Source organism: Mycobacterium sp. 23, assembly GCF_048287075.1.
GTDB classification, from domain to species: domain Bacteria; phylum Actinomycetota; class Actinomycetes; order Mycobacteriales; family Mycobacteriaceae; genus Mycobacterium; species Mycobacterium gordonae_B.
Window position 1 is genome coordinate 172,372 of record NZ_JBLVUX010000005.1, and the last position, 15,999, is coordinate 188,370.

The window sequence follows — 15,999 nt, forward strand, 5'->3', positions numbered from 1 at the left end:
GGCGCAGATCTGCTGTCAGGACCGCTCACGGGCAGCCTGAATCGCTCGATAGATGCGTTGTTCGCTCACCGGACGGGGGGTACCGAGCTGCTGAGCCCACATGCTCACCCGCAGCTCCTCGATCTGGCGGCCGATATCGCGGACGTCGGTCGCCGTCGCCCGGCCGGCGGGCAAGGTACGTAGCAGTTCATCGAAGGCGTCCTGTACGCCGTGCACCCGCCGCATCCGATCCCGGTCCCCCTGTAGTGCCTGCGGCAGCTTTTCCAACCGACGGTTGATTGCCGTCAGGTAGCGGGCCAGGTCATCAAGATATGGGGCGCCGGTGGCTGTGACCCAGCCAGGTGGCAGAAGCCGATCGAGTTGCGCGCACACGTCAGAAATTGCTTCGGACTGTGCTGCCGGCGGCTCATCGGGCAGCCGCAGTTGAATCTCCTGCGCGGCCGCTAAGACCTTGGCGCTACGCCCTACGATGGCAACGGTCGTCCGCACCAGGTCCGCCGCCACCCGCTCCCGCAGCGCGGTGAACGCATCGCGCGTCCACACCGGCTGCGGCGTCAAGGCATCGGCCGCCGCGTCGGCACAGTCGTCGAGCAGTGCGGACAGCGACCCGTCCGGGTTCGTTCCCAGGATCAGCCGGGTCCGTGGATCGATCTGGCGTTCAACCGATTTGATCGGTGACGGCACACTGAGCCGAACCAGTCGGCGGAGACCGGGACCCATCGCGCTGTCCTGCTCGACGGTGCTGGTGAACACGCGCAGGTCGACGGCAGTGCCCGCGTCGACAAAGGCGGGAAAGCCACGTACGGAGCGTCCGTCGACGACACGCTCGACGACCCGGGGCAGTTCTGCCATCTCCTCGGGCCAGGAACGCAACCCGGTCCGTTCCAACTCGCCGGCGACCGCGTGCGCGACGGCTTGACGCGCCGGCGCCGCAAGTCGCTCCTGCAGCACGTGCAGATCCTTTCCGCGTGCGACCTCGGTGCCGTCCGCGGACTCCACGGCGAATGTCACTCGCAGATGGGCGGGCAGCTTCTCCGGGTCGAAGGCCTCGATCGGCACCACAACACCGGTACGCCTGCGCAACTCGCGCTGTAACGCCGTGAGTAACGGCTCGCCGGCTGGGTTGATGCCGGCCAGTACCGCCCGGGCAGTGTCGGGAGCGGGAACAAAGTTGCGCCGCAGATCTTTTGGCAGTGAGCGGATAAGGGCCGTCACCAGTTCCTCCCGCAATGCGGGCACCTGCCAGGCGAATTCGTCACCACCGAGGCGGGCCAACACGTCGATCGGGACGTGCACGGTGACACCGTCGTCGGTGGCACCCGGTTCGAAGCGGTAGGTCAACGCGAGCGCGGCGTCGCCGGTGCTCCAGGTGTCCGGACGATCGTCGTCGGTGCCGTTGTCGTTGGCGCGCAACAAATCCTCGCGGCTGAAGGTCAGCAACTCCGGCGTCCGGTGCCGTTGTTTCTTCCACCACCCGTCGAAGTGCCGCGCGGACACGACGTCAGCGGGGATGCGGGCGTCGTACCACGCATAGATCTCGTCGTCACCGATGAGCAGGTCGCGGCGGCGGGCCCGCTCCTCCAGCTCCTCGAGTTCCGTACGGAGCCGCGCGTTGTCGCGGAAGAAGTGGTGACGGGTCTGCCAGTCGCCTTCCACGAGCGCGTGCCGGATGAACAATTCTCGCGCCAGCGCCGGTTCCACCCCGGCATACCCGACTCTGCGGCGCGCCACCAGCGGCAGCCCGTAGAGCGTGACCCGCTCATAGGCCAGCACCTCGCCGCGTTTGGCGTCCCAGTGCGGTTCGCTGTAGGTGCGCTGCACAAGCTGGCCTGCGACGCGCTCGACGATCTCGGGCTGGATGCGCGCGGCGGTGCGGCCGTACAGGCGGCTCGTTTCCACCAGTTCGGCCGCCACGACCCACTGCGGAGGACGCTTGGTCAGCACCGAGCCCGGCGCGAGCACGAAACGTGCGTTGCGTGCGCCCAGGTACTCGCGCGTGTCCTCCCGGCGCATACCCACATGCGACAGCAGCCCGGCGAGCAGCGCCGCGTGAACCCGGGCCGGATCGGCCGGTTCGTCGGACTCCACGATTCCCAGATCGCGGGCGATGGTGCGCAGTTGCCCGACCAGATCCTGCCACTCCCGGATGCGCAGATAGTGCAGAAACTCCTTTCGGCACATCCGGCGAAAAGCACTGCCAGACAACTCTTTCCGCTGACTTCGCAGATATCGCCAGAGGTTGAGGTAGGCAACGAAGTCGGAGTGTTCGTCAGCGAAGCGGGCATGGCTCTGGCGAGCCGCCTCCTCACGGTCGACTGGCCGTTCGCGTGGGTCGGGAATCGTCAATGCGGCTGCCAGTACCAGGATTTCGCGCACGCAGCCTTCGGCGTCGGCCTGCAGGATCATCCGGCCCAGCCGGGGGTCGAGGGGCAGCCTCGCGAGTCGACGGCCGAGGTCGGTGATCACGCCCTGCTCGTCGAAAGCACCGAGTTCCTGCAACAGCTGCACCCCGTCACGGATGCTGCGCCGATCCGGCGGGTCCAGAAAGGGGAACCGCTCGATGTCCCCGAGTTGTAGTGCTGCCATCTGCAATATCACCGAAGCGAGGTTGGTCCGCAGGATTTCCGGTTCGGTGTAGCGGGGACGGAGGGAGAAGTCCTCCTCGGAGTAGAGGCGGATACACACCCCGGGCGCGACCCTCCCGCATCGTCCGGCGCGCTGCGCGGCGGAGGCCTGCGAGATTGATTCGATGGGTAGTCGCTGAACCTTCAATCGGCGGCTGTAGCGCGAGATCCGGGCGTTGCCCGGGTCGACGACGTAGCGGATCCCGGGCACGGTCAGCGATGTTTCGGCGACATTGGTCGCCAGCACCACCCGGCGTCCGGTGTGCGGCGCGAAAACCTTCTGCTGCTCGGCGGTGGGCAGCCGGGCGTAGAGCGGAAGCACTTCTGTATGTTTCAGCCCGGCCAATGCTTCTGCGGTATCCCGGATTTCGCGCTCACCGGAGAGAAACACCAGAACGTCGCCAGGTGGCTCTGTCTCCAGTTCTGCGATGGCGTCGGCGATCGCCTCGATCTCATCACGCGTTTCCGTGCGGATGACCTCATGATCCGGGTCGTCTGGATCATCCTGTGCACCAGAGGAAACGGGCAACTCCAGGGGCCGGTAGCGGATTTCCACCGGATAGGTCCGCCCGGATACTTCGACAATCGGTGCTCCGGCGAAATGCGCTGCGAAGCGTTGCGGTTCGATGGTCGCCGAGGTGACGATCACCTTCAGGTCGGGCCGGCGGGGCAGCAGCTCGCGCAGGTATCCGAGCAGGAAGTCGATGTTCAAGCTGCGTTCGTGGGCTTCGTCGAGGATGAGTGTGTCGTACTGCTGCAGGCGGCGGTCGCGCTGAATCTCGGCGAGCAGGATGCCGTCGGTCATCAGCTTGATCAGGGTGCGGTCGCTGACCTGGTCGGTGAAACGGACGGTGTAGCCGACAACGTCACCGAGTGGGGTGTGCAGTTCGTCGGCGATACGTTGCGCGACCGTCCGAGCGGCCAGCCGGCGGGGCTGGGTGTGGCCGATGGTGCCGCGCACTCCCCGGCCGACATCGAGGCAGATCTTCGGCAGTTGGGTGGTCTTGCCGGAACCGGTCTCGCCGGCGACGATGATCACCTGGTGCCTGAGTATCGCTTCGCCGATCTCCTGGCGCCGCTCTGTGACAGGGAGGTCGGGGTAGCCGATCGTCGGCACCGCGGCCCGTCGGGCAGCCACCAGCGACTCTGCGGTGGCCATCTGCGCGGCGAGTTGTTGGAGTTTCTCGGGCCTGGCGCCGCCGCGAAGATTCTGCAGGCGCCTGCGCAGGCGGGCGGCGTCGCGGATCGTCAGCTCATCGAGGCGCCTGCGCAACTCGCTGACGGTCGGATCGGCCACTCGGGCCAGAGTAATGGGCGCCGGAACCGGGCTAGGTTGGTCTGATGGCTCCGAAGATAGCGACAGCGGACGTAGTGGGCTTTTCCGAGTTGCTGGATTTCATCCGCACCCGACACCGGATGATATTGACCACGTTTCGCGCTGACGGTTCGCTGCAGAGTTCGCCGGTCACCGGTGGAGTTGACGCGGAGGGCAGGGTGGTGATCGCGAGCTATCCCCAGCGTGCCAAGAGCGTCAACATTCGCAGGACCGGCAGAGCGAGCGTCGTGGTGTTGTCCGAGGAGTTCAACGGTGCCTACGTTCAGCTCGACGGTGACGCTGAGGTGATCGACGGGCCCGCCGCGGTTGAACCCCTGGTCGACTATTACCGAGCGGTCGCCGGCGAGCACCCGGACTGGGATGAGTACCGCCGGGCGATGCGTGACCAGAAGAAATGTCTGTTGCGCGTGATTGTGCGCCGGTGGGGGCCGGTAGCCACGGGTGGCTTCCCGCCGCAGCAGCGGTGACTACCCGGCTGATGGTATGACGGGCGGCCGGCAAACGTTGGCCGCCGGGTCCCACCACCAACCGTTTTCGCAATTGAGTGGCTGCGGCCCGACGCCCAGGGGGCGACATACGTTGGCCGTCGGATCCCACCACTGACCCGCCTCGCAGTCGAGCGGTTGCGGCCCAACACCCAAGGGGCGGCAGACTTTACCGGTGGGATCCCACCATTCGCCGTCTGCGCACTGCGCCGAACTGACGGCGGGTGTCGCGATCGTCACGACCGCCATGGGTGCCAACACCATGGCGGCGACGGATATCAGCCGACAGATGATCGTCCACATTTCACACCTCGTATCACGCGAGCGAACTCAAAGCCCGTCTTCCCCTTTCGAGGGAGATCCCAAACTCACTAATCGGAGGAAACCGACCGGCTCGGTGAACCCTTTGAGCGATACCGTTTCACGGCGTTGGGGTACGTTATCCACTATTTCGCGCACCGCCGGATCGGATGCGATCGCTTCGGACAGCACGATGTCCGCACCGCAACTCTGCCCTTGCAGGCGCGCAGCCATATTCACGGTCGAGCCGAAATAGTCGAGGCGGTCATTCAGCGTCACGACGACGCTGGGGCCGGCATGCACGCCCACTTTCAACACCAGTTGCTCGGTTCCGTGCGTCGACGAGGCGATCCGGGCCTGCATCGCCAGGGCCGCGCGTACCGCCTGCGCGGGATCGTCGAACGACGCCATCACCGCGTCACCAATCGTCTTGACGACCGCGCCGTCATGCTCGCGCACGACCGCGGCAAGCAAGGTGAAGTGCTCGCGGACCAGGTTGTAGGCGGTGGCGTCGCCGACCCGTTCGTAAAGCTCAGTTGAACCCCGGAGATCGGTGAACAGCAAGGCGACCTGGCTGACGCCGGCATCGTCGCCGGGCCGCAGCGTCGCCTCGGCGAACATATCGCGAAAGGCTTGCAGTGAAATGACTTCCGGTGCGGTCAGGGCCTGGCGTGTCCACAGCCGTTCCTCGATCAACGCCGCCAGTTCGAAGCCGGCATCGTTGACGAATGTCACCGTTCCCGGTTCGACGTCCCGATCCGGCGCCGCGAGCAGGTCTACACCGGACCCTGTGACGCGCAGACCGGGAAACGCGCCGCCCGTGTGCTCGACATCGACGGGGACGCCCGGGTGCAAGGTGCGCACGCGGTAGGGACCGGCAGGCAGGTCGACGGCAATCGTGCGTCGCTCCCCCGGACTCAGCAGGACTTGCACCGCCACATGCTGGGTGCTCATCGGCCCAGACAGGCAGAAGTCGCCTTCGCGCAGGGGGCGCACGGTCGGCGAGGGCGCGAACGTCAGCTCCACATTGCGTTCGAATTCACGGTCGTAGTCGATGTTGCACGATGAGCAGTGCGCGCCGTGCGGGAGGTCGGCAAGCGACGGCACACTCACCTTGGCTCCGCGACAGTTGGGGCACAACAGATCCCATCTCATGCACAGCAGGCCGGTCTGGACCGCGGTGAAACATGCCTCGGTCACGGCGCGCGGCGGTACCCCGAGCTGGTTCGCCAGGACTTTGGGCCGCATGCGCTGCAGATCGGCGGCCATGGCGTGCAGCACCTGGTCGGCGATCCGGTCGCCGAGTCCGTTGCCGTAGGGGCTGCTGTCGATCTGACGCGCCATCGCGGTGGCCCGTTCGCGTGCGCCGTGGGGCAGTATCGGCTCTGGAAGCACGAACGGTGTCACGCGGTCAGGACCCTGGTCGCCCCGGACGAACGCGACCGCCTCCAGGACTCGCCGGCGCACGTTCTCCCCCGCCTGCGCCGCAAGTCGCGCGCCGAACAGGCGGCCCGCCATGTTCAGTGGCTCCCACTCCAGCGCGTAGGAGACCCGCGAGCCTCCGCGTCCGTCCGGCTCGACTTCGAAGACCGGGCCGAAGCGACGGAACGGCCCCTTGCTGAAGACCCTGGACTGGCGAAAGTGCCGACCGGTGACCCACTCGTACGGCTTCTCCTCCCATTCGAGCGCAAAACCGGCGGCTTTGCCCCGACCCCGGCGCAGGACCGTGCCGTTGGGTTGCGGTGTTTCGTCGAGCGTGTACGGCGGCAGGCCCAGGGCTTCGTTGAACCGGTTCGTGTCGGCCAGCACCTGCCAGAGCTGATCTGGTGGCAGGTCGAATGTCCAGGTCCACGCGCGACGCATGGATTGGAACTTTAGACCGGACGGTCGGACTGAGGGACCGCAAAAGGCCAGTTCATCGCCAACGCATACATTCGAGTATATAATGCTTGACTGTATACGATACGCTGATGTAGCCTTTTGTTACGCATGGGGCCCACCCGCGTCGATACGAACCCTCCCCCCAACTCACCGAGAGAACTCGATGAAAGTGCAAAGTGCGCCTACGACCGAATGGTTTTCCGTGGTAGATAGCAAATTGTCGCCTCAAGTCCGTGAGCTGATCCGCCAAGGTGCCTGGATCGCTCTCAACCCGTCACCGGAATGGCTCGAGGAGCTCGATCGCGCCACCGTGGCCAGCAGCTCCGCGATCATCGGGGATCCCACCCTGGCAGCGGCGGTCAGTTCCTCCAACCGTGCGAGCCTGGTGCATTTCGCCACCAGCCACCTGCGGGACCCCGGTGGCGTGGTGTCCCCGTACCTGGGGCCGGAGCCGCTGCGCATGGCCCGCATTCTGGTGCGCCGCGGCCTCGGCGCATCGGCGCTCGAGGTCTACCGCATCGGCCAGAACGTGGCCTTACAACGGTGGACGGACATCGTCTTCGACCTCACGTCCGATCCCCACGAGTTGCGCGAACTACTCAATGTGGTCACCCGCTCGGCCAGTGATTTCGTCGACGTCACTCTTGCCGCCATCTCCCGCCAGATGAAGTTGGAGCACAACGAGCTGGCTCAGGGAGCCGTAGTCGAGCGACGCAAGATCGTTGAATTGATCCTCGAGGGCGAGTCGATGAATCTCAAGCGAGCGGAAGTGCGACTGGGCTACGCGCTCAGTGGATCTCACACCGCCGCCATTCTGTGGTGCGACGAGGACGACGGCGACAACCGGCTGCTTGACCGGGCCGTCGTCAGCTTGGGCCACGCCGTCGGATGCCCGCAGCCCTTCACCGTGACCGCCAGCGAGGCGACCCGATGGTTATGGCTCAAGGACATCGCCGATGTCGACAGCGAACAGGTCCGTCGCGTGCTCGAGGAAACGCCCAAGGTACGCATCGCAATTGGAGCCAGTGGTCGAGGCATCGACGGTTTCCGCACCAGTTACGAGCAGGCCCTGACTGCCCAACACATGATGGTGCGGCTGCGGGCACGGCAGCAGCTCGCATTCTTCGAGGACATTCAGATGGTGGCGCTACTCACCCAAAAACAAGAGCAGGCACACGATTTCATCAATCACACCCTCGGGTCCTTCGCCTCGGCCGGCTCGGTGTTGCGGGACACCTTGCTTACCTACATCAACGAGCAGTGCAATGCCGCCCGTGCGGCTCAACAGCTGTATATCCATCGCAACACACTGTTGAGTCGGCTCGATGCCGCGCAACGACTGCTGCCGCGGCCTTTGGAACGCACCACCGTTCGCGTCGCGGTTGCACTCGAGGCCTTGAAATGGTTCGGCAACCACGATCAGGAAGCCGGCTCGATGGCTGATTGAACTGCGCCGGGCGGGCGAGCCGGTGGGTATCCGAGCCGCCGGCTACGCCGTCGCCGCCGGTATGTCAGGATCTGGGGCATGACTGCACGCAGCCTTGCACGTATCGCCAGTGTCCTCGTCATGACGACGTGGGCTCTGCTGAGCGTGCCCATCGCCAGTCCGGGCAACGCCTCGGCCGATCCCTGCGCCGACGTGTCGATCGTCTACGCCCGCGGCACCCACCAGGAACCGGGGCTGGGCAATGTCGGCCAGGCGTTCGTCGACTCGCTCACGTCGCAGTTGGCCGGCCGCTCGGTGGAGGTGTATGCGGTCAATTACCCCGCCAACGACGACTACCACAACAGCGCGACCAGCGGCGCTGACGACGCGAGTGCCCACGTCCAGGGCACTGTGACCAGTTGCCCCAGCACCAAGATCGTGATGGGCGGATATTCGCAGGGCGCCACCGTGATCAACCTGGCCAGCACCCAGATGCCGGCCCCGGTTGCCGACCACGTCGCCGCGGTCGCCTATTTCGGCGAGCCGTCCAGCGGATTCTCCAGCGCACTGTGGGGCGGTGGCCCACTGCCGACGATCAGCCCGCTCTACAGCGGCAAGTTGATCAGCCTGTGCGCCACAGATGACCCGATCTGCACCGGTGGCGGCAACATCATGGCGCACGTCTCCTACATCGAGAACGGAATGACGACCCAGGCCGCGACCTTCGCTGCCAACCGCGTCAAGTAGCGCCGCCGCTCACCGGCGAGCAGACACAAAAGCGCCCTGGAACACGCGTTCCAGGGCGCTTTTGTGTCTGCTCGCGCCACCTTCGCGCCACCTTCGCGCCAGGTAGGCGACCCTACTGCGGGAGCAGGCGTTGCTTCTGCTCGGTGAACTCCTGCTCGGTGAGGATCCCCGCATCGCGCAGCGAGGCCAGTTCACGCAGTTCGGCGGCAATGCTGGTAATTGGGCCGCCGGGCAGTACTGGCGGCTGCTTAGCGGACTCCTCGCTGGTCTCAGCGGCGGCCGGCGTGCCGCGCTTGGCCACCCCGACCCGCTCTTTGGTGCGGGCCCCCCCGGACCCGCCCGTGCCGACCGTGCCGGCCATGGCCCGCCCGGCCATGCCCGCCACGGCCATCTGGCTGAACAACGCTCCGGCCCCGTCCGCGGAAGCCTCCGCCGCAGCCCCGACACTGGCGGCCGGCGACGTCAGTGCCGCCAACCGGAAGCCCGGCGCGGCGGTCGTCCAACCCGGCGGTACCGACAGTCCGCCGACGGACCCGGCTTCACCCAAGCCCGCCGACACCGGGGAGCCGAGGTTGGTGATGACCGGAAATTGGGTCGGGGGCACCGGTGCCGACCCGGGCCAGCTCTCGATGCCCGCCCAGCCACTGACAATGTCATCGGTGTGAACCCCGATGTGGTAACCGCCGATGTCGTAAGGAAGGGCAGTCGTCCCGACGATTCCGTCCAAGGTGCCGCTGATGAGACCCGCGCCGAAGTCGAGCAGTGTGACGATGTCGAACGGCGAAACGGCCGCGGCGGGAGCAGGGGTTGCCAGACCGGCCAGCGCGGCCGGCACCGCGGACAGTGCCTGCTGCGCCGATGAGACGAGGCTCTGCACCTCTCCGGCGGCGGTCCCGGTGGCCTGGCTGACCGCGGCCGCCTGCGCCGGCAACCCGCTCGAATCGGTGATGGAAGAGGGCTCGGCGAACGGCGTCAACGTGGTCGCCGCTGCCGACGACGCCGCGTAGCTTTGCATGGCCGCGGTGTCCTGTGCCCACATATCGGCGTACTGGGTTTCGGTGAGTGCGATCAGTGGCGTGTTCTGGCCGAAGAAGTTCGTCGCTATCAGCATCATCAGCAGGCTGCGGTTGGCGGCGACCACCGGCGGTGGAACCGTCTCGGCGAACGCGGTCTCGTACGCCAGAGCCGCAGCTTTGGCCTGGTCGGCGGTGTGCTCAGCCTGCAGCGCGGTGACTTTCAGCCACGCTACGTAGGGGGTGGCCGCGGCAGCCATGGCAGCTGACGCCGGACCGATCCACGGTCCGGCGGTCAGGCTCGTGATCACTGACTGGTAGGAACTGGCGGTTGCGTACATCTCGGCGGACAACGCGTCCCACGCGGCGGCAGCCCCCAGCATCGGTCCGGAGCCAGGGCCGGCATACATCAGCGCCGAGTTGATCTCTGGCGGCAGCAACGCGAAGTCCATCACGCTTCCTCCGATCGGTATGGTCGGCTGGCAGCCGCACTCCGGTGACGCTGAATGCACGCTCGGCCCGGATCCTCCGTCGGAGCCTGTGGCGGACATCACCTCGTAGCATTACGCCAGACAACAGCTCGTTGCCTGCTGTTTGCACAGCCTTTACCAATAAAGCACATATTCAGCCCGCGACTGAAATGCCGGCCCGCCAGAACGGCACCCCGCAGTGCTATCTCTCGAATTCGAGATAGTGCCGTATTTCCTCGGCCGCCGCCTCGAGGTTACGAGAGACCAGACCACGTCCCAGCCATTCGCTGAGCCGTGCGACACCCAGGCCGGTGGTGGAGAACGTCAGGGTCAGGGTGAGGCGGCTGCCCTCGCCGTCCGGTTCGATGAGCGCCGCGAACGAGTGCCGCGTTCCCTGGACTGCCCGCCACTTCAGCAGGCTGCCTGTCGGAGGTGTGATCAGCACCCGGCCGCCGAGCTGGATGGTGCCACTGTCCATGTAGACATCCCACAATTCGCCGTCATCGCGCGATTTGACGAAGCGACACCGGCTGAATGTGGATACCTGGGGAAAAAGAGTGTGCGGGTCGGTGATGAAGCCGCCGCTCGTTTCGAGTGGGCAGTCGATATGGCGGGCGACGGTGACGGTCTGGGTCATCTCACCGGACCATCGGGACGATGGTCTTGCTGGCCAGCTTCGACAAGCCAACCTGCATGACGCTGGTCACGTAGGCCAATGCGCGATTCCAGTCCGGATCCTCGCCGAACCTGGCTCTCACATCGATCGGCTCGAGCACCTGCATGCGGATCTTCGCCGGAAGGGGAAAGTGCGGCAGCGGGAGCGGCGACAGTCCCCACGGAATGCTCAGGGTCATGGGCATGCTCTTCACCCGCGCCAATTTGTCCAATCGCAGCAATTGCGCGGTACGCCGACCGTCGTTCAGCACGATCAAGGTGTCATGGCCGCCGGTCGCAACCACCGGCACGATCTTCACATTGCACTTGTGCGCCAGCCGCAGAAAGCCTTTACGGCCGGAGAAGACGATCTTATTGCGATCCCGCCACGGGCGCAGGGCTTCCACGTCGCCGCCCGGATAGACCAGCGCCGAGCCTCCGCTGTCGAAAATGCGCTCGGCAAAGGAATTGGCCGCCGGGACGACACCCAGCTTGCGGGTCAGCCCGCCGATGACCGGCGCGGCGGTGACCGTGTCGTGCGCCAGCGCGTAGAGCGGACGGCCCTCGACGGTGAAGTAGGTGTTGTAGGCCAGCAGGAAGACGAAAGTGTCCGGGGTTGCGCCCCCGCCGCTGTGGTTGCCCACGAACAGCACCGGCTCATCCGGCACGTTCTCGAAGCCGAGTACCTCGGCCCGGAACCAGACGGTCGAGGCCAACCACAGCGGGGGTAGCACGGCGCGAATGAACTCCGGATCGCGATGGCGAAGCTCTTTGGGAAGACGTTGCCGAGTCATCTCGATGAGACTAAACCGATTTGGCGCGTTTTAACCGCAGTGTCAGCTAAACCGGATTCCCGCGCGGCATTCACCGGTGTAGCGATCGGAGCGGGTGGGTTCGCGCTGCTGCCGCGGTTGTCGTAGCTTGAGACGGGATTGTCGTAGCTTCGACCGGTTCAGCAGAGCAGCCGGTACCGAGCTCGAATCGGGAGCGTTGCATGCGCGGGTGCCGCGCCGTACTCAGCTCCCCGATCGGTCTGGGGTTCGATGCGCACCGCGACAGCGGGAAGCAGTGATCTGGTGGGGGTGCGTTTGCGTCAATTAGCTGATCGAACTATAATCTGGACACATGTCCAGTTTGCTGTCCCGTCGTTCGCGGGTGCGTTGACAGCAATGAGATTGGCGCCCTTCCCCCCTTTTCCTGGTCGATCGCTGGCGCCGAAGGGTTGAGAATGCGAATTGCTCTGCTGTCCTATCGGAGTAAGGACCACTGCGGCGGACAGGGTGTCTATGTGCGGCATCTCAGCCGTGGGCTGGTCGACCTCGGTCACGAGGTGGAGGTGTTCTCCGGGCAGCCGTATCCCGAGCTGCTCGATCCCCGTGTTCGCCTGACGAAGGTCCCGAGCCTCGACCTGTACCGCGAGCCGGACCCATTCCGGGTGCCCCGGCCGAGCGAGATTCGTGACTCGATCGACCTGCTCGAGTTGGCCACCATGTGGACGGCCGGGTTCCCCGAACCCAGAACCTTCACACTGCGGGTGGCGCGCTTACTGGCGGACCGGAAGGCCGACTTCGACGTCGTGCACGACAATCAGAGCCTGGGATCGGGACTGCTCACCATCGCAAGTTCCGGCATGCCGGTCGTGGCCACCGTGCACCACCCGATCACGCGTGACCGGTCACTCGATCTCGCTGCCGCCCGATGGTGGCGAAAGCCGTTGGTACACAGGTGGTATGGGTTCTCCAGCATGCAGAAGCAGGTGGCCCGGCAGATCCCTGACCTGCTTACCGTGTCGTCGTCGTCGGCCACCGACATTGTCGCGGATTTCGGCGTCTCCCCCGATCAACTGCATGTGGTGCCGTTGGGGGTCAATACCGAACTGTTCAGGCCGGGTTCGTCACCGCGGCGACCCGGCCGGGTGATGGCGATCGCCAGCGCGGACACCCCCCTCAAGGGCGTCAGCACCTTGTTGCACGCCGTCGCCAAACTGCGCACCAGCCGAGACCTCGAGTTGCGGTTGGTCGCCAAGGTGGAAACCAACGGTCCGACCCATAAGCTCATCGCCGAGTTGGGGATCTCGGACATCGTCCACATTGCCAGCGGCCTGCCCGACGCCGAGCTCGCCGCCCTGTTCGCCTCGGCCGAAGTCGCGTGCATTCCCTCTCTCTACGAAGGCTTTTCGTTACCCGCGGTGGAAGCAATGGCTAGCGGGACCCCGATCGTCGCCAGCCGTGTCGGTGCGCTGCCCGAAGTACTCGGGACAGACGGTGCTTGCGCCGAGCTGGTGGCGCCCGCCGACGTCGATGCCCTCACACATGCGATCGGCGAGCTCCTGGATTCGCCGGAGCGGCGCCGCAGCCTGGGCGAGGCCGGGCGGAGTCGGGCGGTCAACGTGTTCAGCTGGGACGCGGTGGCCGCTCAAACCGTGCGGATCTACCAACGGGCGATTGAGCGACGGACCGCCGAGGGCGGGCCGCGATGCTGACGGTGGATTTCGAGCGGCTCGGGATCGGACCTGCAGCCAAGGTTATCGACGTGGGTTGTGGCGCCGGCCGGCACGCCTTCGAAGCCTATCGGCGAGGTGCGGATGTCGTCGCCTTCGACCAGGACGCCGCCGAACTCCGGTCGGTGGACACCTTGCTGCGTGCGATGGCCGAGACCGGCGAGGCGCCGCAGTCGGCCTCTGCGAAAGTCGTTCGTGGCGACGCGCTCAATCTGCCCTACGCCGACCAGACTTTCGACTGCGTGATCGCGTCGGAGATCCTCGAGCACATACCCGAGGACGATGCCGCCATCGCCGAACTGATCCGGGTGCTCAAAGTCGGTGGCACCCTGGCGGTCAGCGTGCCGCGGTGGCTGCCGGAGCGGGTCTGCTGGTTACTTTCCGAGGAGTACCACAGCAATGAGGGCGGCCACGTGAGGATTTACCGGGCCAGTGCACTGCGTGACAAGATCGCCGGTCGCGGAATGGAATTGACGCACACTCACCACGCCCACGCCCTGCACTCGCCGTTCTGGTGGCTCAAATGCGCTGTGGGACCGTCGAATAACGACCACCCTGCGGTCAGCGCCTACCATAAGTTGCTGGTGTGGGATCTGATGCAACGGCCGAAGATCACTCAGCTTGCCGAGCACGCCCTGAATCCACTGCTGGGCAAGAGCGTAGCCATGTACTTCACCAAACCCGAGTCGGCTCAGCTCAGTCCGGCCCAGAGGTATTCAGTTGCCTCGGGATAACAACGCGCCCGGTGTCGCCGGTGTGCTGACCCCCGAGCAGTGCCGGCAGACCGCGAAGTCCATAGCGGCCGCCCAAGAATCATCGGGGGCGATCCCCTGGTTTGCCGGGGGGCACACCGATCCGTGGGATCACGTAGAAAACGCCATGGCTCTGACGGCGGCGGGTCTGTTGGAACCGGCGCGCGCCGCCTTCGACTGGTGCCGTCGCATGCAGCGCCCGGACGGCTCCTGGCCGATCCAGATTCGCGCCGGCGTCGTCGAAGACGCCAACAGCGACAGCAACTTCTGCGCTTACATCGCGACCGGTGTCTGGCACCACGTGCTCATCACCGGCGACCAGAGGTTCGCCGCCGTGATGTGGCCGGTAGTGCAGAAGGCGATCGACTTCGTCATCGACCTGCAGGTCGGTTACGGTGAAATTTGTTGGGCCCGAAGCCAAGCCGGGCCGCTGCCGGAGGCGCTGCTGACCGGTTGCGCCAGCATATTCCACAGCATCCGGTGCGCGCTGGCGCTCGCCGCAACGATCGGCGAACCCCAGCCGGAATGGGAACTGGCGTTGGGCCGGTTAGGCCACGCGATCGTCGCCCATCCCGAGGCGTTCACCGAAAAAGACCGCTACTCGATGGATTGGTACTACCCGATCCTCGGGAGTGCGTTGCGCGGTCCGGCTGCCGCGGCACGAATCCGGCAACGGTGGGACGAATTCGTGGTGGGCGATCTGGGCATACGGTGCGTGGTGGACCGGCCCTGGGTCACCGGAGCCGAAACGTGCGAACTGGTGCTGGCGTTGGACGCCATCGGTCACCGGTCAGCGGCGCACCGGCAGTTCGGAGCGATGCAGCACCTGCGTGAAAGGGACGGGTCCTATTGGACCGGTTTGGTTTTCGCCGACGGTAAGCGCTGGCCCGAGGAGCGCACCACGTGGACGGGCGCAGCGATGATCCTGGCCGCCGACGCGTTGTCGGGCACGACGCCGGGCAGCGGGATATTCCGGGGGCACGCGCTTCCGGTGGGTTTGCAGACCGACTTCGACTGCGAGTGCGTTACGGCCGGACCCGGCCGCTAAGTCTCGACCGGCTCGCCGGTCTGGCCGCCGGTGCGTTCCAGCACCCGCAGCGAACCAGTCGCCCCGATTTCCCGGAATTGACCGGAGGCTAGTGCGCGACAATAGATCTGGTATGGGGCGCGACCCCCGTCGTTGGGGTCGGGAAACACATCGTGAATGACCAGGCTCCCGCCCGGGACCACCCACTTCGCCCAGCCCTCGAAGTCGCGGGCAGCGGCGGCCTCGGTGTGGCCGCCGTCGATGAAGAGGAACTGCACCGGCGAGCGCCATCCCCGGGCAACGACCGGTGACTTGCCGACGATGGCGACGACGTGGTCGTCGAGGCCGGCGGCGTCCAGCGTGCGACGGAACGTCGGCAACGTATCGAAAAGCCCGGTCACCTCGTCGACCAGCGACGAGTCGTGGAACTCCCAGCCGGCCTGATGCTCTTCGGACCCGTGATGATGATCGATCGTGTAGAGCACGCTGCCGCTCCGCTGCGCAGCTGCGCCGAGCAGCAGCGCCGACTTGCCGCAATACGTGCCGATCTCCACGCCTACGCCGCCGTCCAGATAACGCAGTGCGGCGTCGTACAGCGCCTGTCCTTCGTCGCTCGGCATGAAGCCCCGCACCTGCTCGGCGAGCGCGAACAGACGCGCGGTGGAACCGGTGTCGTCATCGCCCATCAGCTGAACTTATCGGGCGCGGAAGTACTGCCGACAACCTGGTCAGAGTCCTTGCTGGATCGCAGCGGGATCCGGTCCTGCTGGACAGCCGTCCGGCC

13 protein-coding genes are annotated in these 15,999 nt (G+C 65.9%); 6 read left to right on the top strand and 7 right to left on the bottom strand.

Features of this window, described 5'->3' with window-relative positions:
- Positions 1-15 precede the first annotated feature (15 nt).
- Positions 16-3,930 carry an ATP-dependent RNA helicase HrpA gene (gene hrpA, locus ACNQS7_RS02200; protein ID WP_418015852.1) on the bottom strand — a complete coding sequence of 1,305 codons (3,915 nt, stop codon included), beginning with the start codon at positions 3,928-3,930 and terminating at the stop codon, positions 16-18.
- Between the two features lie 35 nt (positions 3,931-3,965).
- On the opposite strand from hrpA, the gene ACNQS7_RS02205 reads away from it, so the two are divergent.
- Complete coding sequence (locus ACNQS7_RS02205) at positions 3,966-4,427, top strand: PPOX class F420-dependent oxidoreductase (protein ID WP_418011237.1); 462 nt, start codon at positions 3,966-3,968, stop codon at positions 4,425-4,427.
- On the opposite strand, the gene ACNQS7_RS02210 is transcribed toward ACNQS7_RS02205, so the two are convergent.
- Positions 4,428-4,748 (bottom strand): hypothetical protein, encoded by a 321-nt coding sequence (locus tag ACNQS7_RS02210; protein ID WP_418011238.1) that lies wholly within the window; start codon positions 4,746-4,748, stop codon positions 4,428-4,430.
- A 27-nt stretch (positions 4,749-4,775) separates the two neighbouring features.
- A complete protein-coding gene (locus ACNQS7_RS02215; RefSeq protein WP_418011239.1) occupies positions 4,776-6,608 on the bottom strand; it encodes an adenylate/guanylate cyclase domain-containing protein in 1,833 nt (610 codons plus the stop codon).
- A gap of 220 nt (positions 6,609-6,828) precedes the next feature.
- On the opposite strand from ACNQS7_RS02215, the gene ACNQS7_RS02220 reads away from it, so the two are divergent.
- Both ACNQS7_RS02220 and ACNQS7_RS02225 read left to right on the top strand, forming a co-directional pair.
- Entirely contained in the window at positions 6,829-8,073 is a 1,245-nt protein-coding gene (locus tag ACNQS7_RS02220; protein ID WP_418011240.1) for a PucR family transcriptional regulator, read from the top strand.
- A gap of 78 nt (positions 8,074-8,151) precedes the next feature.
- On the top strand, positions 8,152-8,799 hold the full coding sequence (locus ACNQS7_RS02225; RefSeq protein ID WP_418011241.1) for a cutinase family protein: 648 nt from the start codon (positions 8,152-8,154) through the stop codon (positions 8,797-8,799).
- Positions 8,800-8,911: 112 nt separating this feature from the next.
- Here ACNQS7_RS02225 and ACNQS7_RS02230 read toward each other — a convergent pair whose 3' ends face one another.
- From ACNQS7_RS02230 to ACNQS7_RS02240, 3 genes are all read right to left on the bottom strand, one after another.
- Entirely contained in the window at positions 8,912-10,264 is a 1,353-nt protein-coding gene (locus ACNQS7_RS02230) for a PPE family protein, SVP subgroup (protein ID WP_418011242.1), read from the bottom strand.
- Positions 10,265-10,484: 220 nt separating this feature from the next.
- A complete protein-coding gene (locus ACNQS7_RS02235) occupies positions 10,485-10,919 on the bottom strand; it encodes a hypothetical protein (protein WP_055576661.1) in 435 nt (144 codons plus the stop codon).
- Position 10,920: 1 nt separating this feature from the next.
- The gene (locus tag ACNQS7_RS02240) at positions 10,921-11,730 is read right to left on the bottom strand and encodes a 1-acyl-sn-glycerol-3-phosphate acyltransferase (protein WP_418011243.1); all 810 of its coding nucleotides are present in this window, start codon (positions 11,728-11,730) and stop codon (positions 10,921-10,923) included.
- A 434-nt stretch (positions 11,731-12,164) separates the two neighbouring features.
- On the opposite strand from ACNQS7_RS02240, the gene ACNQS7_RS02245 reads away from it, so the two are divergent.
- From ACNQS7_RS02245 to ACNQS7_RS02255, 3 genes are read left to right on the top strand one after another with little or no spacing between them, the layout of a single operon-like run.
- Positions 12,165-13,418 (top strand): glycosyltransferase family 4 protein, encoded by a 1,254-nt coding sequence (locus tag ACNQS7_RS02245; RefSeq protein WP_418011244.1) that lies wholly within the window; start codon positions 12,165-12,167, stop codon positions 13,416-13,418.
- Entirely contained in the window at positions 13,412-14,170 is a 759-nt protein-coding gene (locus tag ACNQS7_RS02250) for a class I SAM-dependent methyltransferase (RefSeq protein ID WP_418011245.1), read from the top strand. Before ACNQS7_RS02245 ends, ACNQS7_RS02250 begins: the two co-directional genes overlap by 7 nt.
- Positions 14,171-14,192: 22 nt before the next feature.
- Entirely contained in the window at positions 14,193-15,236 is a 1,044-nt protein-coding gene (locus ACNQS7_RS02255) for a prenyltransferase (RefSeq protein WP_418015853.1), read from the top strand.
- Here ACNQS7_RS02255 and ACNQS7_RS02260 read toward each other — a convergent pair.
- Positions 15,233-15,901 (bottom strand): class I SAM-dependent methyltransferase, encoded by a 669-nt coding sequence (locus ACNQS7_RS02260; RefSeq protein ID WP_418011246.1) that lies wholly within the window; start codon positions 15,899-15,901, stop codon positions 15,233-15,235. The two genes, ACNQS7_RS02255 and ACNQS7_RS02260, sit on opposite strands and share 4 nt — an antisense overlap.
- Positions 15,902-15,999: the final 98 nt, after the last annotated feature.

Bases quoted from the DNA above. Each gene is read 5' to 3' on its own strand.
- ACNQS7_RS02205 (WP_418011237.1), top strand. From the start codon at position 3,966: ATGGCTCCGAAGATAGCGACAGCGGACGTAGTGGGCTTTTCCGAGTTG.
- ACNQS7_RS02210 (WP_418011238.1), bottom strand. From the start codon at position 4,748: ATGTGGACGATCATCTGTCGGCTGATATCCGTCGCCGCCATGGTGTTG.
- ACNQS7_RS02215 (WP_418011239.1), bottom strand. From the start codon at position 6,608: ATGCGTCGCGCGTGGACCTGGACATTCGACCTGCCACCAGATCAGCTC.
- ACNQS7_RS02225 (WP_418011241.1), top strand. From the start codon at position 8,152: ATGACTGCACGCAGCCTTGCACGTATCGCCAGTGTCCTCGTCATGACG.
- ACNQS7_RS02230 (WP_418011242.1), bottom strand. From the start codon at position 10,264: ATGGACTTCGCGTTGCTGCCGCCAGAGATCAACTCGGCGCTGATGTAT.
- ACNQS7_RS02235 (WP_055576661.1), bottom strand. From the start codon at position 10,919: ATGACCCAGACCGTCACCGTCGCCCGCCATATCGACTGCCCACTCGAA.
- ACNQS7_RS02240 (WP_418011243.1), bottom strand. From the start codon at position 11,730: ATGACTCGGCAACGTCTTCCCAAAGAGCTTCGCCATCGCGATCCGGAG.
- ACNQS7_RS02245 (WP_418011244.1), top strand. From the start codon at position 12,165: ATGCGAATTGCTCTGCTGTCCTATCGGAGTAAGGACCACTGCGGCGGA.
- ACNQS7_RS02250 (WP_418011245.1), top strand. From the start codon at position 13,412: ATGCTGACGGTGGATTTCGAGCGGCTCGGGATCGGACCTGCAGCCAAG.
- ACNQS7_RS02260 (WP_418011246.1), bottom strand. From the start codon at position 15,901: ATGGGCGATGACGACACCGGTTCCACCGCGCGTCTGTTCGCGCTCGCC.